Source organism: uncultured Chitinibacter sp., from assembly GCF_945957625.1.
GTDB classification, from domain to species: Bacteria; Pseudomonadota; Gammaproteobacteria; order Burkholderiales; family Chitinibacteraceae; genus Chitinibacter; species Chitinibacter tainanensis.
Window position 1 is genome coordinate 50625 of the sequence record NZ_CAMFLP010000011.1, and the last position, 24894, is coordinate 75518.

The 24894-nt window shown below is 55.3% G+C and carries 22 protein-coding genes; 4 read left to right on the top strand and 18 right to left on the bottom strand.

The features are described from left to right. The first annotated feature begins 109 nt into the window (after nt 1-109). Nucleotides 110-1315: a branched-chain amino acid ABC transporter substrate-binding protein gene (locus tag QV747_RS12670; protein ID WP_273431397.1), complete on the top strand. Its 1206-nt coding sequence runs from the start codon at nt 110-112 to the stop codon at nt 1313-1315. A 155-nt stretch (nt 1316-1470) separates the two neighbouring features. Here the strand turns inward: QV747_RS12670 and QV747_RS12675 are convergent, their stop codons facing one another. The 10 genes from QV747_RS12675 to gyrA form a co-directional block, all read right to left on the bottom strand. Further along, nucleotides 1471-1641 carry a DUF3460 family protein gene (locus tag QV747_RS12675; RefSeq protein WP_231550471.1) on the bottom strand — a complete coding sequence of 57 codons (171 nt, stop codon included), beginning with the start codon at nt 1639-1641 and terminating at the stop codon, nt 1471-1473. Between the two features lie 132 nt (nt 1642-1773). Then, on the bottom strand, nt 1774-2874 hold the full coding sequence (hisC, locus tag QV747_RS12680; protein ID WP_273431400.1) for a histidinol-phosphate transaminase: 1101 nt from the start codon (nt 2872-2874) through the stop codon (nt 1774-1776). A gap of 36 nt (nt 2875-2910) precedes the next feature. After that, nucleotides 2911-3519: an N-acetyltransferase gene (locus QV747_RS12685; RefSeq protein ID WP_273431402.1), complete on the bottom strand. Its 609-nt coding sequence runs from the start codon at nt 3517-3519 to the stop codon at nt 2911-2913. Then, nucleotides 3507-4088, bottom strand: coding sequence for a TIGR00730 family Rossman fold protein (locus tag QV747_RS12690; RefSeq protein WP_273431404.1), 582 nt, complete (start codon nt 4086-4088; stop codon nt 3507-3509). The genes QV747_RS12685 and QV747_RS12690 overlap by 13 nt, the downstream gene beginning before the upstream one ends. Nucleotides 4089-4130: 42 nt before the next feature. Continuing rightward, nucleotides 4131-5213: a prephenate dehydratase gene (pheA, locus tag QV747_RS12695; protein WP_028450920.1), complete on the bottom strand. Its 1083-nt coding sequence runs from the start codon at nt 5211-5213 to the stop codon at nt 4131-4133. Further along, nucleotides 5213-5419: a hypothetical protein gene (locus tag QV747_RS12700; RefSeq protein ID WP_028450921.1), complete on the bottom strand. Its 207-nt coding sequence runs from the start codon at nt 5417-5419 to the stop codon at nt 5213-5215. Before QV747_RS12700 ends, pheA begins: the two co-directional genes overlap by 1 nt. A gap of 19 nt (nt 5420-5438) precedes the next feature. Then, on the bottom strand, nt 5439-6524 hold the full coding sequence (gene serC, locus QV747_RS12705) for a 3-phosphoserine/phosphohydroxythreonine transaminase (RefSeq protein ID WP_273431407.1): 1086 nt from the start codon (nt 6522-6524) through the stop codon (nt 5439-5441). Nucleotides 6525-6583: 59 nt separating this feature from the next. Then, nucleotides 6584-6985: a PaaI family thioesterase gene (locus QV747_RS12710; protein WP_231550473.1), complete on the bottom strand. Its 402-nt coding sequence runs from the start codon at nt 6983-6985 to the stop codon at nt 6584-6586. 10 nt (nt 6986-6995) lie between these two features. After that, on the bottom strand, nt 6996-7454 hold the full coding sequence (locus tag QV747_RS12715) for a PaaI family thioesterase (protein ID WP_028450924.1): 459 nt from the start codon (nt 7452-7454) through the stop codon (nt 6996-6998). 42 nt (nt 7455-7496) lie between these two features. After that, nucleotides 7497-10217 carry a DNA gyrase subunit A gene (gene gyrA / locus QV747_RS12720; protein ID WP_273431410.1) on the bottom strand — a complete coding sequence of 907 codons (2721 nt, stop codon included), beginning with the start codon at nt 10215-10217 and terminating at the stop codon, nt 7497-7499. Nucleotides 10218-10644: 427 nt separating this feature from the next. On the opposite strand from gyrA, the gene QV747_RS12725 reads away from it, so the two are divergent. The 3 genes from QV747_RS12725 (at nt 10645) to QV747_RS12735 (ending at nt 13357) form a co-directional block, all read left to right on the top strand. Further along, complete coding sequence (locus QV747_RS12725; protein WP_047392149.1) at nt 10645-11343, top strand: OmpA family protein; 699 nt, start codon at nt 10645-10647, stop codon at nt 11341-11343. Nucleotides 11344-11425: 82 nt separating this feature from the next. Then, a complete protein-coding gene (lolA, locus tag QV747_RS12730; protein ID WP_273431412.1) occupies nt 11426-12034 on the top strand; it encodes an outer membrane lipoprotein chaperone LolA in 609 nt (202 codons plus the stop codon). Between the two features lie 18 nt (nt 12035-12052). Then, nucleotides 12053-13357: a replication-associated recombination protein A gene (locus tag QV747_RS12735; protein WP_273431414.1), complete on the top strand. Its 1305-nt coding sequence runs from the start codon at nt 12053-12055 to the stop codon at nt 13355-13357. 49 nt (nt 13358-13406) lie between these two features. Here the strand turns inward: QV747_RS12735 and QV747_RS12740 are convergent, their stop codons facing one another. From QV747_RS12740 to QV747_RS12775, 8 genes are all read right to left on the bottom strand, one after another. Continuing rightward, nucleotides 13407-15587 (bottom strand): primosomal protein N', encoded by a 2181-nt coding sequence (locus QV747_RS12740; RefSeq protein ID WP_273431416.1) that lies wholly within the window; start codon nt 15585-15587, stop codon nt 13407-13409. 402 nt (nt 15588-15989) lie between these two features. Beyond that, nucleotides 15990-17054, bottom strand: coding sequence for a uroporphyrinogen decarboxylase (gene hemE, locus QV747_RS12745; protein WP_273431418.1), 1065 nt, complete (start codon nt 17052-17054; stop codon nt 15990-15992). Between the two features lie 71 nt (nt 17055-17125). Continuing rightward, nucleotides 17126-18850 carry an ABC transporter ATP-binding protein/permease gene (locus QV747_RS12750; protein ID WP_273431420.1) on the bottom strand — a complete coding sequence of 575 codons (1725 nt, stop codon included), beginning with the start codon at nt 18848-18850 and terminating at the stop codon, nt 17126-17128. Between the two features lie 21 nt (nt 18851-18871). Then, nucleotides 18872-19285: a hypothetical protein gene (locus QV747_RS12755; protein WP_156128967.1), complete on the bottom strand. Its 414-nt coding sequence runs from the start codon at nt 19283-19285 to the stop codon at nt 18872-18874. 75 nt (nt 19286-19360) lie between these two features. Next, nucleotides 19361-21046 carry a glutamine--tRNA ligase/YqeY domain fusion protein gene (locus tag QV747_RS12760; RefSeq protein WP_273431422.1) on the bottom strand — a complete coding sequence of 562 codons (1686 nt, stop codon included), beginning with the start codon at nt 21044-21046 and terminating at the stop codon, nt 19361-19363. 237 nt (nt 21047-21283) lie between these two features. Continuing rightward, nucleotides 21284-22516, bottom strand: a complete 1233-nt coding sequence (locus tag QV747_RS12765) for a uracil-xanthine permease family protein (protein ID WP_028450934.1) — start codon at nt 22514-22516, stop codon at nt 21284-21286. A 2-nt stretch (nt 22517-22518) separates the two neighbouring features. After that, entirely contained in the window at nt 22519-23154 is a 636-nt protein-coding gene (gene upp / locus QV747_RS12770; protein WP_028450935.1) for a uracil phosphoribosyltransferase, read from the bottom strand. A gap of 407 nt (nt 23155-23561) precedes the next feature. Further along, nucleotides 23562-24869, bottom strand: coding sequence for a hemolysin family protein (locus QV747_RS12775; protein WP_273431424.1), 1308 nt, complete (start codon nt 24867-24869; stop codon nt 23562-23564). Nucleotides 24870-24894: the final 25 nt, after the last annotated feature.

Consider the following 24894-nt stretch of genomic DNA (forward strand, 5'->3'; position numbering starts at 1 on the left):
GATATTTGTGCCTTCTAATGCATTCACGCACTCATGCGCCGCATTGGAATAAGTCGGTACACATGAATATCGCGCAACCAAACAAACACACCCTTGGGGATACTTCGACATGACAATCGCCCGTTACAGCCTGATCGCTGCCGCCATTGTGGCCATGACCGCATGCGGCAAACAAGAACCCGCCGCCGCTCCGGAAGCGGCCAGCCAGCCAGCGGCCAAAGCCGAAGCCGCCCCAGCCGGTGACATCATCAAAATCGGTCACGCCGCGCCGCTGACCGGTAATATCGCCCACCTGGGTAAAGACAATGAAAATGGCGTGAAAATGGCCATTGATGAAATCAACGAAGCCGGCGGCGTGGATATCGGCGGCAAAAAAATGAAACTGGAAATGGTGTCGGAAGACGACCAGGCCGATCCGAAAACCGCTACCACCGTGGCCCAGCGTTTTGTTGATCAGAAAGTCGCCGGCGTGATCGGCCACCTGAATTCTGGCACCACCATCCCTGCTTCGAAAATTTACTCGGATGCGGGCATTGCCCAAATTTCACCATCAGCCACCGCAGTAGCCTACACCGCACAAGGCTTTAAAACCGCCTTCCGCGTGATGGCCAACGATGCACAGCAAGGTAAAGTGCTGGGCGAATACGCCGTGAAACTGGGCGCGAAAAAGGTAGCCATCATCGATGACCGTACAGCATATGGTCAGGGTTTGGCCGACGAATTTGAAAAAGCCGCTAAAGCCGCGGGCGCTGAAGTGGTGAAACGTGAATTCACCACCAATCAGGAAACCGACTTCAACGCGATCCTGACCAGCATCAAGGGTGCAAAACCTGATCTGATTTTCTACGGCGGCATGGATGCGCAAGCAGCGCCACTGAAAAAACAAGCCAAGAAACTGGGTCTGAACGCCAAAGTGATGGGCGGTGACGGCACCCAAACCCCAGAATTCATCAAACTGGCTGGCGCCGATGCTGAAGGTATGATTTCTTCTTCACCAGGCATGCCAAAAGACAAACTGGCTGGCGGTCAGGCTTTCCTGGATAAATTCAAAGCCAAGTTTGGCACCGAAGTACAGCTGTATGCTCCATACTGCTACGACGCAGTCAAAGTAATGGTAGCGGCGATGCAAAAAGCAGGCTCGTCTGATCCAGCTAAATACCTGCCAGAGCTGGCCAAAACCGACTACCAAGGCGTAACTGGCTCGGTGACTTTTGATGAGAAAGGCGACATCAAAAACGGTGCGATTGCCCTCTACACCGTGAAAGGCGGCAAGTGGGAAACGCTGGAAGTGGTAGGTGGTGGCGCAGCGAAATAAGTCGCGCACCGCACCCGCTAGCGGGTAACAGCAAGGGAGGCGCTTAGCCTCCCTTTTTTATTGCGCACGCAAAAGCGCTTAAGTGCGCTGAAATACCAGCAATAAAAAACGCCATCCTGCGATGGCGTTTTTTTATTGGGCCGACTTAACCGCGCTTATTTGTTTACGCGCGATTCGTCGTTGCGTTTGCGCTCGTCCAGATCGATGGGCGCTTTATCCCACAGCAATGCACGACCTTCCAGCTGGCCTTTGGCCACTTCTGGATTTTCTTGCAAAAACTGGTTCATGAATTGGGTGTATTCGGAAACATACTTGCGATCAAACATCATCAACCCCGGCAAACTGATTCTTGTGATTGGCGTCATTATAACCGAGGCAGGCAGCCGGAGCGAGATTTCTATACCCCAGCTGGTACTGCCTCAAATGCATTGATTTTAGATGGCTACAGAGCAATACCCCTAGTCAGCCATGGCCTCGCGTAGCACTTCGATAAAGCGGGCGTTTTCTTCGGGCAAACCAATAGACACCCGCAGGCTATTGGCCATCTTGTAACCGGCCAATGGCCGTACAATCACGCCGCGCTCGAGCATAAACTGATTCAGTAGCGCCGCATCGCCGCAATGAAAAGTCACAAAGTTGCCATGACTTTCGATAAACCCCAGCCCCAGCTCGCGCAAAGCGGTGGTGGTTTGCTGCATACCAGCAGTGTTCACCTCAACCGAGCGGCGCAGAAACTCGACATCATCCAGCGCGGCGCAGGCGGCGGCCTGAGCGAGGCTATTGACATTAAACGGCTGGCGCACGCGATTGAGAATATCAGCCACCGCCGGATTGGCCAGGGCAAAGCCCACGCGCAGGCCCGCCAAACCATAGGCTTTGCTGAAAGTGCGCACTACAATCAGATTAGGAAACTGCTTAAGCCAGCCAATCGAATCGCTGCGCTTTTCGCGCGGTAGGTATTCGGTGTAGGCTTCATCAAGCACCACCAAGACATTGGCCGGGCATAGCTCCAAAAATTCGATCAGATCGCCCGGGCGTGCCAAGGTGCCGGTGGGGTTGTTGGGGTTGGCAATCCAAACCACTTTGGTATCTGGGCGAATAGCGGCGCGCATAGCTTCCAGATCGTGGCCATAATCCACCGCTTTCACACAGATATTAGTAGCACCAACGGCCTGTGTGGCCAGTGGGTACACGGCAAAAGCGTATTCAGAAAACACCGCCGAATCACCGGTTTGCAAAAAGGCGTGGGCGATCAGCTCCAGAATATCGTTCGAGCCATTGCCGAGTACGATTTGATCGAGGTTGACGGCAAATTTGCTGGCGATTTTGGCTTTGAGCTCAAAGCCATTGCCATCTGGATAGCGGGCTAATTCGGCGAGCTCGCGCTCCACCGCGGCGCGGGCCAACGGGCTCATGCCGAGCGGGTTTTCGTTCGAGGCGAGTTTCACAATAGTGGCCGGATCCAGCCCCATTTCACGGGCGAGCTCGGACACCGGTTTGCCCGGTTGGTAAGGCGCAATGGCGCGAACATGATCCGGAGCGAGTGCAGCGAGAGACATTGTGCGAGTTCCTTGCAAGACAAGCCGCGCAGGCGGCTAAAGCGATTTCACCAGCCGCAGGCTGGCAGGCAGATTGAATTGCGCCAGATGGCGCACGCGGGTTTCGGCCCAGATTTCAAAGCCGTGGCGGGTATAAAAGCGCACAGCAGCCGGATTGCCGCTATCGACATCGACATGCAGGCTGGTATAGCCGGCTTCGCGGGCGGCAAACATCACTTGCTCGAGCATACGGGAACCGAGGCCGCGATCGCGATAATCGGGGTGAGTGGCGATGGTGCGTAAATACCAGGCATCGGGCGGTAAATGCGGAAACAGAAAATCCAGCTGCCGCTGGCGTGCGCGCAGAATATCGCTATCAAGCGGCAGGGTATTGACCTGCAAGCCATCAGATAGCTGCAGTTGCGCGCCATACGTGGCGGGGTAATGAAACACCAGCGCGATCAGCGCTTCTTCGCTATTGCGCAGCACCTGCGCATTACGATAGCTGTAGCTGCCCGCTTCAGCCTGCCACAGCTGCGCTAAATTCAGTAGCGTCAGTTCACGCGGCAGCGCAAACCAGTAATCATAAAAGGCGGCGTCTGATTCATAGATCAGCTCGGCCGCCCGTTTGGCATCTTGTGGGTTGGCCAGACTTAGGTTTTCCACCACTCCCCCGCTGCTTGATTCGGCGCTGCCTGCAATAAATCCAGCAGCCCTTCGGCCTCAGCATTGCACAGCAGCTTGGCAGCATCGCGCTCGCCGACAAAACCTTCGCGCACCGCATGCGCCACCATAGCGCGCAACGGCTCGAAATACTGATTGATATTCAAAAGCCCGACCGGTTTGTTGTGCAAACCGATTTGCGACCAAGTCAGAATTTCGAATAACTCATCAAAAGTGCCAAAACCACCGGGCATGGCGATAAAGCCATCGGTCAGCTCAGCCATGCGCGCCTTGCGGGTGTGCATTGAATCCACCACTTCCAGCTCGGTGCAGGCGCCGTAGCCCAATTCGCGCTCGACCATGAATTCGGGGATCACCCCAATCACTTTGCCGCCGGCCGCGAGGCAGCCTTCGGCCACCGCGCCCATCAGGCCCACATGGCCACCGCCATAAATTAGGGTGATGTCACGAGCGGCCAAGCTTTGCCCCAGGCTGCGGGCAGCTTGCTGATAAACCGCGTTGTGCCCCATGCGGGCACCACAAAATACGGTTACGGCACGAAGAGTCGTCATGGTTTCTCTCTTTGAAAGGTAGGCTCTTGCAATCTAGCGCGGCTAGATGACAGCTTGAGGATAAGAGCCCAGCACCTTCACAAAGGCCGCCACGTCTTGCAATTCTTGCAACGCCGTTTGCATATTGGCGTCTTCGACAAAGCCTTCCACATCCGCAAAAAAGACGTATTCCCACAAACCGGTGCGGCTCGGGCGAGATTCAAATTTGGTCATCGACACGCCATTGCGCGCCAAAGGCTCGACCACACAATGCAGTGCCCCCGCGCGATTTGGCGCCGAAATCACCAGCGAGGTTTTGTCACGGCCTGAGCGCGCGGCATATTGCTGGCCCAGCACCAAAAAGCGTGTGGTGTTATTGGGCTCGTCTTCGATGTTCTGCGCCAGTTTTAACAGATTGTATTTCTCAGCGGCGGCGTCGCCCGCAATTGCAGCGCTGCTTGGATCAAGGCTCGCCAGCCGCGCCGCTTCAGCATTGCTGGATACCGAAATCCGTTCCACATGGCTAGGCAGGTTTTTATTCAACCATTCGTGACACTGGGCTAGGCTTTGCGCATGCGAATACACGCGCTCAATCCCTGCCAGCCCTTCGTTCACCCGCAGCAGATGATGGTGAATGCGCAGCACCACTTCACCACAGATTTTCAGGGCACTACCCACCATCAGATCGAGCGTGCGTCCTACCGCGCCTTCGGTCGAGTTTTCTACCGGTGCCACGGCGTAATCGGCGCTACCAGCTTCCACCACCCGGAAAACTTCATCAATGGAGGCGCAAGGCAAGGTATGCGCGGCATGGCCAAAATGCTTGATCGCAGCCGCTTGGGTAAAGGTGCCTTCCGGGCCAAGATAAGCAATCGTCAGCGGCTTTTCCAGCGCAAGGCAGGCCGACATAATCTCGCGAAACAAGCGCGCCACTGCCTCACCGGAGAGCGGGCCTTGGTTGATTTCCTTTATACGGGTTAGTACCTGCGCTTCGCGCTCAGGGCGATAAATAATGCCGCCGCCTTTGATAACCCCAATCTGGTGGGCATGCTGCGCGCGCTGATTGATCAGCTGCAGAATTTGCGCATCCAGCGCATCAATTGCATCACGGTGTTCTTTTAATAAATTCAGTTGCTCATCAGACATCAGTTATTACCCGGATTAAATTTTGCCGCATCCAGAATGGACCACAGGTGCACCACCCAGCCCAGCAGAATGAACCACAAGGCGCCAGCCAGTACAAACATCAGCGCCGCTTTCAGCAAACGGCCTTGGAGCAATTGGCCCAAGCCAGGAATAAAGAAACTGCAGAGCGCAGCAATTACATTACCACCCGAGCCTTGACCAGCCATGCTTGCTCCTTGATTTGAATCAGCCGTGTTGTTGTGCGAATTCACGCATATAGTCGGCCAGCGCCTGACAACCAGCGACCGGCATCGCGTTATAAATCGAGGCGCGCATGCCGCCCACCGAGCGATGGCCTTTCAACTGCAACAAATGCCGCTCTTCGGCGCCTTGCAGGAAAGCCGCATCGAGCTGGCTATCAGCCAGCGTGAACGGAATATTCATTCTCGAGCGATCTGCCAATGCGGTTGGGCAACGATAGAAACCGGCCGAGGCATCGATCGCGGCATACACGATATTGGCCTTGGCAATGTTTTGCGCTTCCATCGCCGCCAAGCCACCTTGGGCCAGCACGTGCTTGTAAACCAAGCCTGCCACATAAATACCGAATGAAGGCGGGGTGTTATACATCGAGCCATTGTCGGCAAAGGTGGTGTAATTGAGCATGGTTGGGGTTTCCGGCCGGGCTTTACCCAGCAGGTCTTCGCGCACGATGCTCACCGCCACCCCGGATGGGCCCATGTTTTTTTGCGCGCCGGCGTAAATCATACCGAACTGGCTGACATCGACTGGGCGCGACAGAATATTGGACGACATATCGCAAATCAGCGGTACGCCATTGGCTTTGGGTATGAAATTAAACTCCACGCCGCCGATGGTTTCGTTGCTGCAATAATGCAAAAACGCTGCATTCGGGCTGCGCTGCCAAGAGTCTTCAGCCGGCACATAACTAAAATTACGATCTTCGCTGCTGGCAGCGATATTCACCTGCGCGTAGCGGCTCACTTCTTTGATCGCGACTTTGGACCAATGCCCGGTATTCACAAAATCAACCGTACTGCCTGCTGGGGCAAAGTTAAATGGCAGCATCGCAAACTGCAAATGCGCTCCACCCTGCAAAAACAGCACTTTGTAATTGGCCGGGATATTCAGCAAGGTGCGCAAATCGGCTTCGGCTTCGGCCAAGATTTGCCCAAATTCAGGGCCGCGGTGGCTCATTTCCATCACGCTCATCCCCGAGCCATGCCAGTCGAGCAATTCTGCCTGCACTTGGCGCAACACGTCTGCCGGTAATACAGCAGGACCCGAAGAAAAATTAAATACTTGCGTCATCGGAAATTCTCTACATCAAGGTGGGGAAACCGCCGTGGCGCCAGCCGGCGCCACCGGCTTTAATTTAACAGAAAATGGGCCCGCGCCATCGCCACGGGTTTGCTGCGATCATCTTGCCAAGCAGTCATCAGCACATTGGCAACGCGCTTGCCTTGACGCACGATCTCGCACTGGCCATAGAGATCCAGCGGTTTGCCAGAGCGGAGAAAATCAATCGAGAAATCCACAATCCGCGGAATACCGGCCGATTCGCGCGCCCACATCAAGTGCAGCACGGCGGCGTTTTCCAGAAAGCCGCCAATCACACCGCCATGCAGCGCCGGCAACAAGATATTGCCGATATTGTGCTCGGCATAGGGTAGGTAAAACTGGGGCTGCCCCTCTTGCAGGCTGACTTGCACCCCCAGCAATTTGGCATAGGGTATCTGCTCCAACGCCTTTTCCAGATTATCGCAGGACACGATACCCCCCCTAGTTGTCTGTTGGTGATGAAGTTCGCGCAAAGGTCGCCACGCTGTGTGCCACCGGCTTGGTCGGATCATCCTGATAAGCCGTAGCCCGGGTAAAGGCCACCGATTCGGTCAGGCGATAACATTCTGCCGTGCAATACAGCGGTAGATCCGGCTTGGCCGGGCGCAGATAATCGATGCGCAAATCCAGTGTCGCGGCAGCTTCTGGTTGCATCAGCAAGGTATACAGAGCCACACCGCTACTGGTGTCGATTAGCGAAGTAACCACCCCACCATGCAAGACGCGCGTTTCCGGGTTGCCGATCAGTTCGGGCTTGAAAGGCAATTTGAGCGTGACTTTGCCCTTTTCGGCCGCCACCAGCTCCAGCCCCAAGGTTTTGCAATGCGGCAGCGCCATAAACCAGGGGCCGACTTGCGCAAAGAAAGCCGGATTTGCTACGGGTAACCACAAATCGTTCATCACCACCCCTTGTTAGCGCCGCCTGCGAGGCGGCCGATCAGATTACTCGCCGCTGGCTGGTGCCTCGTCAGCACCTGCAGTCGGCGCTTCGCCGTCCAGTGGCAGCTCGTCGCCGTCATCATCCGGCTCGCAGACTTTTTCCAGACCCGACAATTGCTCGCCATCATCCAGATTAATCAGCCGCACACCTTGGGCCGAACGGCCGGTTTCGCGGATTTCCGCCACTTTGGTGCGGATCAGCACGCCGCCGGTGGTAATCAGCATCACGTCATCGGTTTCATCGACCAAGCTCGCCGCAACCAGCTTCAGGCCGGTTTTGTCGGTGAGATCCATCGCGATCACCCCTTGGGTGCCGCGACCAGACAGACGGAAATCGCCTACCGGCGTACGTTTGCCATAACCGCCGTTGCTGGCGGTAAGTACCATTTGCTGATCTGAATTGGCCACCAGCAGAGAAATCACTTTCTGCTCGTCACCCAGCTTCATGCCACGCACGCCTTTGGAATTACGACCCATCGGGCGTACTTTACTCTGGCTAAAGCGGACCGATTTACCCGCATCCGAGAACAGCATCACTTGATCATCGTCGATGCTCAAGCTTTCCACGCTTTCGTCTTGGTTATCGTCATCCAGTACCGCATCGTCGTCAGCGGCCTCATCATCAATGACAGCCCCACCCGCGCCACGGGTTAGCGCTACGCCGACCAGATAATTACCTTCTTCCAGATTGATCGCAATAATGCCGCGCTTCATTGGGCGAGAGAAATCGGCCAATGGCGTTTTCTTCACTGTGCCGTCCGCCGTAGCCATGAAGACGTATTTGTCTTCGCTAAAATCCTTGATCGGCAGGATGGCGTTGATTTTCTCATCGTCTTCCAGCGGCAACAGATTAATGATCGGTTTGCCACGGCTAGTGCGACCGCCTTGTGGCAGTTCATACACCTTCAGCCAATACACGCGGCCGCGCGAGCTAAAGCACAGGATGTAGTCATGGGTATTGGCGACAAAGAGACTATCAATGAAGTCATCATCTTTGGTGGCCGCCGCCTGCTTACCGCGCCCGCCACGTTTCTGCGCCCGATACTCTTCTGCTGGCGTGGCTTTCATATAGCCACCGTGGGTTAGCGTAACCACCATGTCTTGCGGTGTAATCAGGTCTTCCAGGCACAAATCTTCACCATGAGCGATGATTTCTGATTTACGCGCATCGCCATATCCAGCTTTGATTTCGCTTAATTCGCCCTCAATGATGGCGGTGACACGCTCGGTGCGTGCCAGGATATCCAGCAAGTCGAGGATCTTATCCATGACTTCTTTATATTCACCAACGATTTTGTCTTGCTCAAGGCCAGTCAGGCGCTGCAATCGCATTTGCAGAATTTCTTGCGCCTGCACATCCGAGAGGCGATAGCCGGTGGCGGTCAAACCAAAGTCGGCACTCAAGCCATCCGGGCGTGAAGCGTTGATGTCGGTGCGCGAGAGCATGTCTTCCACCAAGGCGGAACGCCATTCGCGATTCATCAAGGCGATTTTGGCTTCCGGTGGGGTTGCGGCGGCTTTGATCAGCGCGATCATTTCATCAACGTTAGACAGCGCAACGGCCAAGCCTTCGAGCACATGGCCACGCTCACGCGCTTTGCGCAGCTCGAATACCGTGCGACGCGTCACCACTTCGCGGCGGTGCTTGAGGAAGCATTCCAGCACCTGCTTCAGATTCAACAAGCGTGGCTGGCCATCCACCAGCGCCACCATATTGATACCAAAGCTATCCTGCAGCTGAGTGTGCTTAAAGAGGTTATTGAGCACCACATCGGCAACTTCACCGCGTTTAAGCTCAATTACGACGCGCATACCGGATTTATCCGATTCATCGCGCAGATCTGAAATCCCTTCCAGCGTTTTTTCCCGCACCAGCTCGGCAATTCGCTCGAGCAGGCGGGCTTTGTTCACTTGATATGGCAGCTCATCCACGATGATGGCTTGACGGTCGCTGTTTTTACCGCAGTCTTCGATGTGCGTACGGGCGCGCATCACCACACGGCCACGGCCAGTACGATAGCCTTCGCGCACCCCCGCCACACCATAAATAATCCCAGCAGTCGGGAAATCAGGCGCCGGAACGAAATCAATCAGCTCATCAATGCTGAGCTCAGGATTAGCCAGCAAGGCCAAACTGGCATCGATCACTTCGCTAAGATTGTGCGGCGGAATATTGGTCGCCATACCTACGGCAATACCGGACGAGCCATTGACTAGCAGGTTTGGAATGCGGGTTGGCAGGACGGTAGGCTCGAGCTCTTTTTCATCATAGTTGGGCGTGAAATCGACCGTTTCTTTGTCGATATCAGCTAGCAACTCGCTCGATACTTTTTCAAGCCGACACTCGGTGTAGCGGTAGGCTGCGGCGCGGTCACCATCGATCGAACCAAAGTTACCCTGGCCATCAATCAGTGTGTAGCGCAGCGAGAAATCCTGCGCCATCCGCACCAAGGCTTCGTACGCAGCGAAGTCGCCATGCGGGTGATATTTACCCAGCACATCCCCGATCACCCGAGCGCATTTAACGTAGGGGCGATTCCAGACATTGCTGCTTTCGTGCATCGCGAACAAAATCCGCCGATGAACGGGCTTCAAACCATCCCGCACATCGGGAAGTGCCCGGCCTACGATGACGCTCATCGCATAGTCGAGATAGGAATGCCGCATTTCCTCTTCGAGGCTAACCGGAATCGTTTCTTTCGCGAAGCTAAATTGTTCTGACATTCGTAAGTGGCAACTTCAATAGGTGATCAAGATAAATGGTGCAAAAGGTATGCGGGCTTACGCCCCCTGCAGCTTGACACTGCTGCAGTAAGAGCTGGCGCTGAATAGTTTTTGCTAGCTGATTCTATCACAGCCCCGCGACACGACCAAAAAGGCTGTAGATGTAAGGAAATTGTGCATTTGTTTACAGAAATACCCTTGGCGTAAACAATGCGAAACCACTAAAATGACATTTATCTGAAATCAAGCAGAAACAAGCAACCTTGGATTCGGTGGCAAAGCCACACAGCCTGAAGCGTTGTGAATATTTATTTTGAATAAGTACTTCGATACTGCTAAATTTCGACGGTGTAGTCTATAACCGGCCAAAAGCCCACATAGGCCTTACTAAATTACAAATTTGAGCTTTACAAACGGAGAACCACTCATGATCAAGCAATCTATCGCTTCACTGGCCATCGTTGCTGCCTTTGCTTCATTCGGCGCTCAAGCTGCAACCGACGCTTATGTGACCAACAGCCAAACTAAATCTGAAGCCAATCCAGAAGGCGTGGTTAAAAACAACAAGGGTGAGTGCTGGCAAACCGGTTCTTGGACTGCTGAAAAAGCAAAAACTGTAAAAGGCTGCCCAGGTTATGTTGAGCCAACAGTTGCTGCTCCTGCGCCAACTCCAACTCCAGTTGCACCAAAACCAGCTCCTGTTGCAGTTAAGAAACAGTTCACTCTGAAAGCTGACACTCTGTTCGCCTTCGACAAAGCTACCCTGACTCCAGCTGGTAAAGACGCGCTGGACAAACTGGTAGGCGAAGTGAAAGATCTGGATCCAAAAGATGGCTCTGCTGTAATCGTTGGTTACACTGACCGTCTGGGTTCTGACAAATACAACCAAGCGCTGTCTGAGCGTCGTGCTGAAGCTGTGAAAGCTTACCTGGTATCGAAAGGTGCTCCAGAAGCGGCTCTGAAAGTTGAAGGTCGCGGTAAAGCTAACCCAGTGACTGGCAACGCTTGCGACGAGATCAAAAACACCAAGAAAACTCGCGCTAAACTGATCGAGTGCCTGGCTAACGATCGCCGCGTTGAAATCGAAGTGAACGGTGTTACCGTTGAGACCGTACAAGCTAAATAATTTTTAGCCTGCTATGCCAAAGGCCCCGCACTGCGGGGCTTTTTTTATGTCACAACTGCTCTATCCGTTTTTTGGAGGCTCTATGCGCCTTAGTTTGCTTGCCCTCAGCGCCGCATTAATACTTCAACCCGCTTTCGCTGACAATATTAGCGATCTGCAAAAATACCTCGCGGACACGAAAACGCTTGCTGCCAGTTTTAATCAGGTGGTGCGCAATAAAAATGGTAAACAAGAACAATCCAGCGGCCAGTTTGCCCTGCAGCGCCCGGGTAAATTCAAGTGGAGTTACAGCAAGCCATACCAGCAGGACATCATCAGCAATGGTCAATCGGTGTGGCTGTATGATGTCGATTTGGCGCAAGTCACCATCAAACCAATTGGCAAAGCACTGGATGCCAGCCCTGCGGCGATTCTCACCGGCAGCAATAACCTGGCCGCCAGCTATCAACTGCAAAATTTACCAACCCGTGGTGGTGCCGAGTGGGTTGCGCTCACCCCCAAAAGCAAGGATGGCAGTTTTGCACAGATTCGGCTGGGCATGGTCAAAGGCCAGCTTGAGCGGATGGAGCTGGATGATCACTTCAATCAAACCACCACCATCAGCTTGCAACAAATTCAGCGCAATGGCGGCCTCAATCCAGCGCAATTTACATTTACCCCCCCCGCGGGCACCGATATCATCCGTGAATAAGCAGCAGATCAATCGGATATGAGTGATTTATTTTCAGCGCCGCCTAGTGCGCCACTAGCTGAGCTATTACGCCCACAAAACATCAGCGAAGTGATCGGGCAAAGCCACTTGCTGGGGCCGGGCAAGCCTTTGCGACTCGCTTTTGAATCTGGCCGGCCGCATTCAATGATTTTGTGGGGGCCGCCCGGCGTAGGTAAAACCACGCTGGCACGCTTAACCGCCACGGCCTTTGCCTGCGAATTTATTGCGCTGAGCGCGGTATTTTCCGGGGTGAAGGACATCCGTGCCGCCATGGAGCAAGCCGAGCTGAATCTGCAGCTGGGTAAGCCCACCATTTTGTTTGTTGACGAGATTCATCGCTTTAATAAATCGCAGCAAGATGCCTTACTGCCTTACGCCGAATCCGGGCTGATTACGCTGATTGGCGCCACCACCGAAAATCCGTCTTTCGAGGTGAATTCCGCACTGTTATCCCGCGCGCAGGTGTATGTGCTGCAAGCACTTAGCTCGGCCGAACTGCGCAAGCTGATTGCTCGAGCGCACAGCGAAGCACTGAGCGACTTAAATTTGGCCGAGGATGCCATCGAGCAACTGATCACCTATGCAGATGGCGATGCGCGCCGCTTGTTGAATTTACTGCAGCAATGCCAGGCCGCCGCCCAGGCGGCGGGTACCACGGCCGTCGATGGCGAGTTTATTCGCAACGCCCTCAGTAGCGCGATGCGCCGCTTTGATAAAGGCGGCGATCAGTTTTACGACCAGATTTCCGCCCTGCATAAATCGGTGCGCGGCTCGCATCCCGATGCGGCACTGTATTGGTTTTGCCGCATGCTCGATGGCGGCGTGGATGCGCGCTATCTAGCGCGGCGGATTGTGCGCATGGCGTGGGAAGACATTGGTTTGGCCGATCCGCGCGCCTTGCAAATTGCCAACGATGCCGCCACCACCTTTGAGCGCCTAGGTTCGCCCGAGGGCGAACTGGCGCTAGCGCAGGCGGTGCTGTATCTGGCGGCGGCGCCAAAGAGTAATGCCGGCTATCTGGCCTATAAACAGGCCATGGCTTTTGTGAAGCAGGATCGCAGCCGCGAGGTGCCGGTGCACCTACGAAATGCCCCCACCAAGCTGATGAAAGAGCTGGGCTATGGCCATGCCTATCGTTATGCCCACGATGAGCCGCATGCCTATGCCGCGGGGGAACAATATTTCCCGGATGGCATCGCCGAGCCGGGCTGGTATCAACCGGTCGAGCGAGGGCTGGAAAGCAAAATCGCCGAGAAGCTGGCATTCTTACGTGAGTTGGATCGCAAGGCCGGCCAGAAGTAGGGGTATATTGCTGTAGAGCCTATATAAAATAAGCCAGCAGGCAATACCCCTACACATCTAGTGGATCGACATCCACAATCCAGCGCGCCCGCGCAGTTTTAATCGCCTCAACAAAAGGCATGGCCTGATGCAAAGCGCGCTGTAGCTGATTTTTATTTGCGGCGCTCAGCAGCCATTGCGCACGCTCCACTCCGGCCTTTTTCACCATGGTGGCCAGTACCGGCTGATTCAGAGTGAGGCCATCTAACTGCGGCGCCGGCAAACCCGCAAAGCAGGCGCGAATTTGCTGCAAGAGCGCCAGTGCTTCTTCTGCTTGCGGGGCTTCGGCCCGAAATAGCACCCAGGCAGCGGCCGGTGGTAAGGCTAACTCTTGCCGCTCGCGCCAGGTGCGCTCAGCAAAGGGCGCGTAATCCCGCCCGAGCAATTGATGGTAAAACGGGTGATCGGCAAACGCGGTCTGGATCATCACTTCGCCCGGCGTTTCGCGCCGGCCAGCCCGCCCAGCCACTTGGGTGAGTAGCGCAAATAATCGCTCTTCCGCGCGAAAATCAACGCTATATAAGCCTGTATCGGCATTGAGCACCACCACCAAATTTAGCCGGGCAAAATCATGCCCTTTGGCCAGCATTTGCGTGCCGATTAAGATATCGGCCTCGCCGGCATGCACTTGCGCCAACACCGCATCCAGCTCACCTTTGCGGCGAGTGCTATCGCGATCAATCCGCAAAATCCGTTTACCCGGAAAATGCACCGCCAAGGCGTCTTCCAGCCGCTGCGTACCCTGCCCGACTGGTTTGAGATCCTGATTGCCACAATCCGGGCAGCTGGCATCAATCTGCGCTTCGTGCCCGCAGTGATGGCAGCGCAAGCGCCGATCGCGCAAATGCAGCACCAAGCGCGCCGAACAATGCGGGCAGGCCGCCATCCAGCCACATTCCCCACACTGCATCACCGGCGAATACCCACGCCGATTGATAAACACCAACACCTGCTCATCGCGCGCCAATGCCGCATGCATCGCGGCCAACGCCATGCGATTCAGGCCATCGATCAAGCCAGCTTTTTTGACAGGCAACAGCGTAATTTTGGGCAAAACCGCACCCGGCACCGCCCGCTCCGGCAGGGCCAGCGTGGTATATCGCCCGGCGCGGGCATTGGCCCAAGTTTCGATGCTTGGGGTTGCGCTGCCCAACACAATCGGCACCTGCGCCTGCCGCGCCCGATACACCGCCACATCGCGCGCAGAATAGCGCAGACCCTCTTGTTGTTTGAATGAAGGATCGTGCTCTTCATCGATCACAATCAGCCCGAGCTTGGGCATGGGGGTAAAGACCGCTAGGCGCGTACCCAGCACAATTTGCGCTTCACCACGCAGCGCAGCCAGCCAGTTACATGCGCGCTCAGTGTCATTAAGCCCGCTATGCAAGCTGGCCATCTGCACGCCAGGAAAACGCGCCCGAAACCGCCCTTCTAGTTGTGGGGTTAGGTTGATTTCCGGAATCAGCACCAGCGCCTGCTGGCCGCGCGCCAACACGGCGTCGATGGTTTGCAGGTAGACCTCGGTCTTGCCACTACCGGTAATGCCGTACAACAAAAAGGCGGCAAAGCCGCGTGCTGCGCTCAATGCCGTGACCGCGGCCTGCTGCCCGGCATTCAGCGGCAAAGTGGAGCTCGCAGCGGCCAGCTGGGTAGATTCGGCGGCTACGGTAACCCAGCCCGCGTCGGCCCAGCGTTTGGCCCACACCACGCCCTGTGCGTGCACGCGCCGCAGGGCGGCGGCCGAATGCGGCTGCGCGAGGGCTTGGGCCACGCGGACTTGGGCGTGGGCCCGGCTCGAAAGCTGCGCCAATAGCCGTGGCACATCGGCAGCAAAATACACCACTGCCGGTGCGGGAGGCTTAAACGCAGGTACCGCGCGAAACACGGTGGGCAAAGCACTGGCAATCGCCGCGCCCAATGGATGATGATAGTAATCAGCCACAAACTGACACAGCGCCAAGGTGCTACTGGGCAAAGCCGGCAAATCATCGCGCACAGCCAGAATACTGCGCAGCTTTTGCCCATACTGGCCGTCGTTGGCCACCAGCGCCACCACTATCCCCGATAGCTGCCGCGGGCCGAATGGCACAATCACCCGTTGCCCGACCACGACCTGATGCTGTCCCAGGCTGTAATCAAAAACGCGGTTCAGTGGCACATCCAGCGCCACCTGGGCGAGTAGTTCAGTCATGCGGCCTTGGTTTGCGGTTTGGCACTGCAGCGCAGCAAAAGCATGCTTGGCGCGGCCTGCCCATTAGTAATATCCACGACAAAATCCGCCTAAAACGGTTATTCACATTTTCTGTGGATAATTTTGTGGACTAAGTGCTAAAAACTAGAAAAAACCCAATCGGGGCTTGATGATGTTTAGGTTGCACAAAAATTAAGCTAATACAAAATATATATAAAATTCAATAGCTTATATTTTGTCAATCTTTTGCAACTTTATTTTCCGCCCCTATTGACAAGGACAAAAACCATGCCAAAACAGTGTGCATAACTTGGCTGGCGTTCCCGCCCCATTACCTGAGAAAAACCAGCCAAGTCATTGATCTAACAACACATTACAAATCAATGACCATCTGTAAGCTTGTTAGTTTTTACCTGATAAACGATGGACGGCAGACACCAAAGCGGCGGCATGCTCAGGGTTGGTGTATTGCGATATACCATGCCCCAGATTGAAAACATGGCCGGTTTTAATCCCACTGCCATCATCGTAACAATCCAGAATGCGCTTAACCTCAGCCTCAATCGCCGCGGGCGGTGCAAACAGCGCCACCGGGTCAAAATTACCCTGCAGTGCCACTTTATCGCCCACGCGGCGGCGCGCTTGGCCGATGTCGGTGGTCCAATCCAAACCAATCGCGTCACACCCCGTTGCCGCGATGTCTTCCAGCCACTGGCCACCGCCTTTGGTAAACACAATGACTGGCACTTTGCGGCCTTCGTTTTCGCGTTTCAGGCCAGCCACGATGCGGGCCATGTATTGCAGCGAGAATTCTTGGTATTTGCCAAATGGCAGCGAGCCACCCCAGCTATCAAAAATCTGCACCGCTTGCGCGCCCGCTGCGATTTGCGCATTAAGGTAATCAATCACCGTGAGGGTATTGACCTCCAAGATACGGTGCAGCAGGTCTGGACGCGCATACATCATGGTTTTAATGTTGCGATAATCATCTGAGCTGCCGCCTTCGATCATGTAGCAAGCCAAGGTGTATGGGCTGCCGCTAAAACCAATCAGCGGTACGCGGTTATCCAAGCCCTTGCGAATCGAGCTCACCGCATCCATCACGTATTTCAGCTCAGTGCCCACATCCGGCACAAACAGCTTGGCGACGTCGTCGTCGGTGCGCACCGTGCGCTCAAATTTCGGGCCCTCACCTTCGGCAAAGTACAGCCCCAAACCCATCGCATCGGGAACGGTCAAAATATCCGAGAACAAAATCGCGGCGTCGAGCGGGAAACGATCCAGCGGCTGCAAAGTCACTTCGGTGGCGAGCTCGGTGTTTTTGCACAGCTGCAAAAAAGAGCCTGCCTGTTTGCGCGTGGCGCAGTATTCCGGCAAATAGCGACCGGCTTGGCGCATCATCCACACGGGGGTGTAATCAACAGGCTCACGCAAAAGCGCGCGCAGGAAAGTATCATTTTTCAGCATGGTATTCTCAGTGGCCCGTGGTAACGGGCATTTATTTAATTAATGCACTTGCTTATTCGAGTGGCGTTGACTCACAAGGGCTGCAGCGACCAACGCCCTTGGCCCAGACAATCCAGCGCCTGTTGGTGATATTCCACCAGCCCAGTGCGATGGCCAACGCTAATCATCACTCCTGCCCGCATCGCTTCGCGTACCGCCTGATACAGCTGCGCTTCGCCATCGGCATCCAGCGCTGAAGTCGATTCATCGAGGAATAAATAATCTGGCTTGAGCAAAATCGCGCGCAGGAGCGCAATTCTTTGCTGCTCCCCTAGGCTTAATACATGCGACCACGCATCGGTTTCATCCAGCCGCGGTAGCAAATGCGTCAAGCCAGCCAGCGCTAGCAGCTGCCGGATCTGCACCTCATCGTGCCCGACATCTTGCGGGTAAAACAGCGCCGCCCGGAGGGTACCTAAAGGCATATAGGGCTTTTGCGATAGAAACAGGGCCCGGGTATTGCTCGCCAGGCCAATACTACCTTGGGCATAGGGCCATATACCCGCAATAGCACGCAAAAGCGTCGATTTGCCCGCGCCTGATTTACCGCGGATTAACAAGCTATCGCCCGGCTGCAAAGTCAGCGCCAGATCGTCGAGCAAGACTTCACCATCGGGCTTACTCACCCGCAGCTGCTGAAAGCTTAAACCCGCAGCCTGCGCACTTGGCTGCAAACGTGGCAATTGCTCGGCGGCAGCCATGCTGTGCTCAAAGGTGGTTAAACGATCAATCACCGCTTTCCATTTGGCCAAGGTAGAAAAGCTGCTGATGATGAACTCCAACGAGTCATACACTTTGCCAAACGCTGAGTTAATCTGCATCAGCCCACCCAGCGGGATTTCCTTGGCAAAAAAGCGTGGCGCCGCCACGATCAGCGGGAAAATAATCGCCAGCTGCCCCCAGAAAGAGGTAAACCAGCTAAGGCGCTTATTCATGCGCATCAGCGACCAATAATTGCTCACCACCTGCACAAAACGCTGGCGCAGGCGCAGCTCTTCATCTTGCGCGCCGCGATACAAGGCCACAGATTCAGCATTTTCACGCACCCGGATCAGCCCAAAGCGAAAATCCGCTTCATAGCGCTGCTGCATAAAATTGAGCCCCACCAATGGGTAACCCAGCCACAACGTGATACCCGTACCCACTGCGGCATACACTAGCGCCACCCATACCATATAACCTGGGATGGTAAGCTGAGTGTTTCCCAGCATAAAGCTTAAGGGGCCAGAGAGCGTCCACAAGATGCCCACGAACGACACCAGCGTCACCACCGCACGCAATAAGCCCAAAGAGAGCGACAGCGAATAGGAAATAAACTGATCGACGTCTTCGGCAATCCGCTGATCCGGGTTGTCGGTGTTTTTGTCGGTCAGCTGCATGCGGTAAAAGGTGTTGTCACGCAACCAGCGCTGAGTGAAATAGGCGGTGGCCCATTTACGCCAGCGAATTTCCAGCATTTGCTGAAACCAGATCGCGTGCACGGCAATCACGATATAAGCCGCAGCCAGATAGCCAAACTTCCACAATGCCGCTTTAAACGCCGGCAGATTGTAGTCTTGCAGCGAGTTGTAAAACTCGTTGTTCCACTTATTAAACTGCACATTCATGAACACCACGCCCAGAGATAGGCAGATGATCACCAGCAGCAGCCCCCAGGCATAGTATTTGTCTTCCGACACCCAGTAGGGTTTGGCAATGCGCCAGAAATTACGGAACAAATGGCGCACGGTCGGCGCGCGTTCAACGTGGTCGGTCATGCGTAGCTCCGGGTGGCGAGATTAGCGGCAGGGTTTTTGCGTCCAAGCCTTTTTATTGCCCCGGCGGCATTGCCAGTCTTGGGTCACACTATTAATCAGCCACACCCCGGCCTGCGGCTCGAAATTAAGCACAAAGCGATAACGCTGAGTCGCCACGCTATCATCCAGCAGGCCCTCTTTGGTGAGGGTCAGATTCACCTGATTAAACTCTTCCGCGCTGGGGCTTTGCTGCTGGATATTCAAGCGCTGATATTCACCGATGCCATATTCATTGGCGACGCGATCGAGCAAATAGTCATACACCACCTGCACCGGCGCCTGGCCCTGTTTGCCTTTGGCAATGACCACGGCAGGGGTTGTGGCAGATTCAGCCGCCATGGCAAGACTAGACACACATACACAAGCGGCCAACAGGGAAGCGCGTAATACGTTCATCATTACTCCTTGGTCAATGGCAAACACAGGCCGGACAGCGATACGCTGCCCGGCCTTGAGGGAAACACCAGCGGTTTACTTCGCCCAGCTGTCTTTCAGGGTTACGGTGCGATTAAATACCACTTTTTCACCCGGCTGATGATCATAGCGATCGGTCACAAAATAGCCCAAACGCTCGAACTGATAGCGGGTTTCCGGGGCCGCATCACGCACGCACGGCTCCACAAAGGCCGTAACCGTCTTCAATGATTCAGCATTAATAAACTGCTTGAAATCGACATACTGGCCATCTTCACCGCGCACAGCATCCGGGCGTGGCTCGGTAAACAGGCGCTCATACAGGCGCACTTCGGCCTCGATGGCGTGCTCGGCCGAAATCCAGTGGATCACGCCTTTCACTTTGCGACCTTCTGGGTTTTGGCCCAGGGTATTCGGGTCGATCGAACATTTGAGCTCAATCACTTCGCCGTTGGCGTCTTTCACCACTTCATCGCACTTGATCACGTAGGAGTAGCGCAGGCGCACTTCGCCGCCCAAGGTCAGGCGTTGCCAGCCTTTCGGGGGCTCTTCGGCAAAATCATCACGCTCGATCCACAGCGTCGGTGCAATCGGGATTTCACGCTCGCCCATTGCTTCGTGATGCGGATGAAATGGCGCGCTGCGGCTACCGGTGACGCCCGGCTCGAAATTCGTCAGCGTTACTTTCAGCGGGTTCACCACCGCAATCACGCGTGGGCTTTCGCCCTCCAGCGTTTCGCGCACTGCGCCTTCCAGAATGGAAAAGTCGATGATGTTTTCACCTTTGCTCACGCCGATGCGCTGCGCGAACAGGCGAATACCCGCCGGGCTGTAACCACGACGACGCATACCGCTGATGGTGGTCATGCGCGGGTCATCCCAGCCATTAACCAGCCCTTCGGTTACCAGCTGATTGAGTTTGCGCTTCGAGGTAATCGAATACAGCAATTCGAGGCGCGAAAACTCGATCTGTTGTGGATGGCAGTCAATCGAAATATTGTCCAGCACCCAGTCATACAGCGGACGATGGTCTTCAAATTCCAGCGTACACAGGCTGTGCGTAATGCCTTCCAGCGCATCGGAAATACAATGCGAATAGTCGTACATCGGGTAGATGCACCACTGATCGCCGGTTTTGATGTGCGTGGCGCGTTTGATGCGGTAGAACACTGGGTCGCGCAAATTCAGGTTCGGCGAGCTCATATCGATTTTCAGGCGCAGAGTTTTGCTGCCGTCTTCGAATTCGCCGTTTTTCATGCGCTCAAACAGATCGAGATTTTCTGCAACCGAGCGATCACGGTAAGGGCTGTTGCGACCTGGCTTTTGAAAATCGCCACGGTATTCGCGCATTTGCTCGGCATTAAGCTCGCACACATAGGCTTTGCCAGCTTTGATCAGCTCGATGGCAAAGGCGTGCAGTTGCGGGAAATAATCCGAGGTATGACGCACATTGCCATGCCAGTCAAAACCCAGCCAGCGCACATCGGCTTCGATGGCTTTGGCGTATTCGTCGTTTTCTTTTTCCGGATTGGTGTCATCCATGCGCAGATTGCAGCGCCCCTGATAATCCTGCGCAATGCCGAAATTCAGGCAGATCGATTTGGCGTGACCAATGTGCAGATAGCCATTGGGCTCGGGCGGAAAACGGGTCTGGATGGCCTGATGCTTGCCACTGGCGAGATCACTATCAATGATTTGGCGAATGAAATTGCTCGGCGTCGCCGCTGCTTGTTCTTGGCTCATAGCACTCGGAAAGTCAAAAGTAGATTTAACCCGTGATTCTACCAAAGCCGCCGCTGCCCTGCCGAGCTGATCGCATCGGCGTGCACATTGGCGCGCGCAAAGCCGACGCTCCGGGCGGCTGTAGGCAAATCACACGGGCATAAAAAATGGCGGGCTGGGCCCGCCACACAGATACCACACAGGGTATCAACCCCAAGCGCTTATCTAATAAGCGCCACAGGGCTATACCCAACAGATTTAGATTTCAGCTTGCGGATCTTCCGGCACTTCGGCCGGCAGCACTAAATTGAGCACCATGGCCAGAATACTCACCAAGCCCACACCGATCAGGCTGAAATTACCCACCTGCACCATCAAACCACCAATCCCGCAGGTCAGCACCACCGACACAATCACCAGATTACGTGGTGCCATCAGGTTCACTTTGGCGTCGATCAGGGTTTTGAGGCCAATTGAAGCGATGGTGCCAAACAGCAGCACCATAATCCCGCCCATCACCGGCAGCGGAATCGACGTCAGCACCGCATTAAATTTGCCAAAGAAGGCCAGAATCACCGCCAGCACCGCGGCATAGGTCATGATTACCGGATTGAAATTGCGGGTAATCATCAGCGCACCGGTGACTTCGGCATACGTGGTAATCGGCGGGCCGCCGATCAGGCCGGCAAAACACACCCCTGCGCCGTCGCCACTCAGGGTGCGATGCAAACCGGGTGATTGGGTGTAATCAGTGCCGGTGACTTTACCCAGCGCCATCACACCGCCAATGTGCTCGATACACGGGGCAATTGCTACCGGCAGCATAAACAGCGCCGCGGCCCAATTCACCTCGGGCGAAACAAAATGCGGCATGGCAAACCAGGGTGCATTGATGATCTGCTCGAAATTCACCACGCCCATGAAGCAAGCGGCGATATAACCCACCACCACACCCGACAGAATCGGCACCAGTCGCAGCATACCGCCGGCAAATACCGACACTACAATCGTCGTCGCCAGCGAAATCGCCGCCAACAGCAGTGAGGTCGCATACGGCACCAGCTGTTTACCGCCGCCCTGCCCCATGGCCATGCCCGAAGCAGCCACCGCCACGGACAAACCAATTACCATAATCACCGGGCCAATCACCACCGGCGGCAGCAATTTATGAATAAAGCCCATGCCGCGCCAGCGAATCAGCCCCGCCACCACGAAATACATAAAACCGGCGAAAAACAGCCCGAACTGCGTCGCGCCCTGCCCCCAGGTTTGCATCGAAAAGATGATGGGGCCAATAAAAGCAAACGAAGAACCCAAGAAAATCGGCACTTCCCGGCGGGTAAGAAATTGGAACATCAAGGTGCCAACGCCAGCCCCCAGCAGGGCCATGGCCGGATTGAGGCCGGTGAGCAATGGCACCAGCACCAGCGCGCCGAAGGCCACAAACAGAATTTGCGCGCCGGAGATAAATTGTTTGAGTTGGGCGAACATGCTCAGTCCTTGTTGATGGTGCCGAAGATTTTATCGCCGGCATCACCCAGCCCCGGAATAATGTAGCCTTGCTCATTCAGATGCGAATCCAGCGAGGCCGCCACAATCTGCACATCGGGGTGAGCTTCATTCACCAGCTTCACGCCTTCTGGTGCCGCTACCATCACTACCGCAATAATCTCTTTGCAGCCTTTGCGCTTAAGCATATCGATGGTCGCCACCAGCGAGCCACCTGTGGCCAGCATCGGATCGATAATCAGCGCCAAGCGATCGTCAAGGCTACCGACAAATTTTTCGAAATACGGCACCGGTTGCAGGGTTTCTTCATCACGCGCCAGACCCACCACGCTGATCTTGGCCGAAGGCACCAGATCGAGCACCCCATTGAGCATGCCCAGACCGGCCCGCAAAATCGGCACCACGGTCAGTTTTTTGCCCTTGATCTTTTTCACCTGCACGTCGCCACACCAGCCTTGAATCGTGACGTCTTCCAGCGCCAGCTCACGCGTGGCTTCATAGGCCAGCAAACGGGCCAGCTCTTCGGTCAGCAGCCGGAATTTATTGGTCGAGACATCGGCTTCCCGCAATAGGGCCAGCTTGTGCTGCACCAGCGGGTGTTTCACTACGGTGATTTGCATGATTTTTATCCTTGTTTTGATGCCGCCATTGTAAGGATTTACGGCCGGAATACTATTGAGGAAATTCCTGTCATTGCAGGGGATTTGCGCCACATCAAGCCCGCCTGCGCCACCCTGCCAACTCAGCGCGCCAACCCCCAGCTCATCTTAGCAGGCGGCTTTGGCTCTGCCTGCGCTGGCGGCCAATACCCAATAAAAAACCTCCGCAAGCGGAGGTTTTTTATTGATTACAAGCCCCGCTCGCGCAGTGAGGCTCCCCGCAAGGAGGGGGCGGGTGTAGAACATCAAGGCTGCAGGGCACAGCCATATTTCCTAGGCTCGGCTTTGCCAAGACTTGATGAAGATTGCGCTTCCACTTTGGCCGCAGCCTGAAACCTCTGCCAGCGGAGGTTTGAAAGGCGATGAGATTAACCGTTGTGATCCAGTCGCTCGGCCAGCGGAATTTGGCTCGCCAAGACTTTATCCACCCGATGCCCATCCATATCGACCACTTCGAGCGACCAATCTGCCCACTGCGCAATATCGCCGGTACGCGGCAAACGGCCCAAGAGCAGCATTAACATCCCGCTCAGGGTGTGGTAGCTATTTTTGTCTTCATCCGGCACGCTGGCCAGTTGCAGGCGATCTTTCAATTCGGGCAGCGGGATCAGGCCATCGAGCAGCCATGAGCCGTCGGCGCGCTGTACTGCCCACGCGTCTTCCAGATTGGCTGGGGTAAATTCGCCAGTCAGGACTTCCAGTACGTCCTGCAAGGTCACCAGCCCTTGCAATTCGCCATATTCATCCACCAGAAATACCATTTCCACGCCCGAGGAGCGCATTTGCGCCAAGAGTTCCAGGCCCGTTAGCGTTTCCGGCACGAACACGCAGGGTTTGAGCTGCGCCGATAGATCTACCGCTTCGCCATGCAATACTTTTTTCAGGATTTCGCGGGTAGAGAGCACCCCCAGCAATTGCTCCAGCCCACCGCGGCACACCGGAAAGCGCGAATAATCGGCTTGCGCCACTTTGGCGAGGTTGTCTTCCAGCGGGTCGGCCAGATCCAGAAACACCATATCGCCGCGCGGGATCATCAGCGACGTCACCATCCGATCATCCAGCCGCAATACATTGCGCACCATTTCATGCTCATGCGCTTCAATTACGCCGGCTTGCGAGCCCTCCACCAGCACGGCATCGATTTCATCTTGGGTCACCGCTTGCCCGCCCTGCTGATCAGCGCCGAGGATTTTCAACACACTGGTAGTCGAGAAAGACAGCAGCCGCACAAACGGCCGGGTAATCAGGGCCAAACCGCGCAGTGGGCGCGACACCAGGCAGGCGATGGCTTCGGGGTTGAGCTGGCCCAAGCGCTTGGGCACCAGTTCGCCCAAGATAATCGAGAAATACGTCACCGAGACTACCACGCAGATGGTGGCGCTGTTGTCGGCCAGATGCTCCGGCACGCCAAAGGTCATCAGCCAATCGGCAAACGGTGCCGCCAGGACCGATTCACCGACAATACCACTCAGGACGCCAATCGAAGTAATGCCGATCTGCACGGTGGACATGAATTTGGTAGGGTCTGCGCCCAGCTCGAGCGCGACTGCTGCGCCGCGATTACCGCCTTCTGCCAGTTTGCTCAGCCGCGCCTTGCGCGCGGTGACCAGCGCGATTTCGGACATCGCAAACAGGCCATTCAGGACAATCAGGCCCAGCAGAATAAAGATTTCCATACGGGATATTCAATTAAACGAAGAC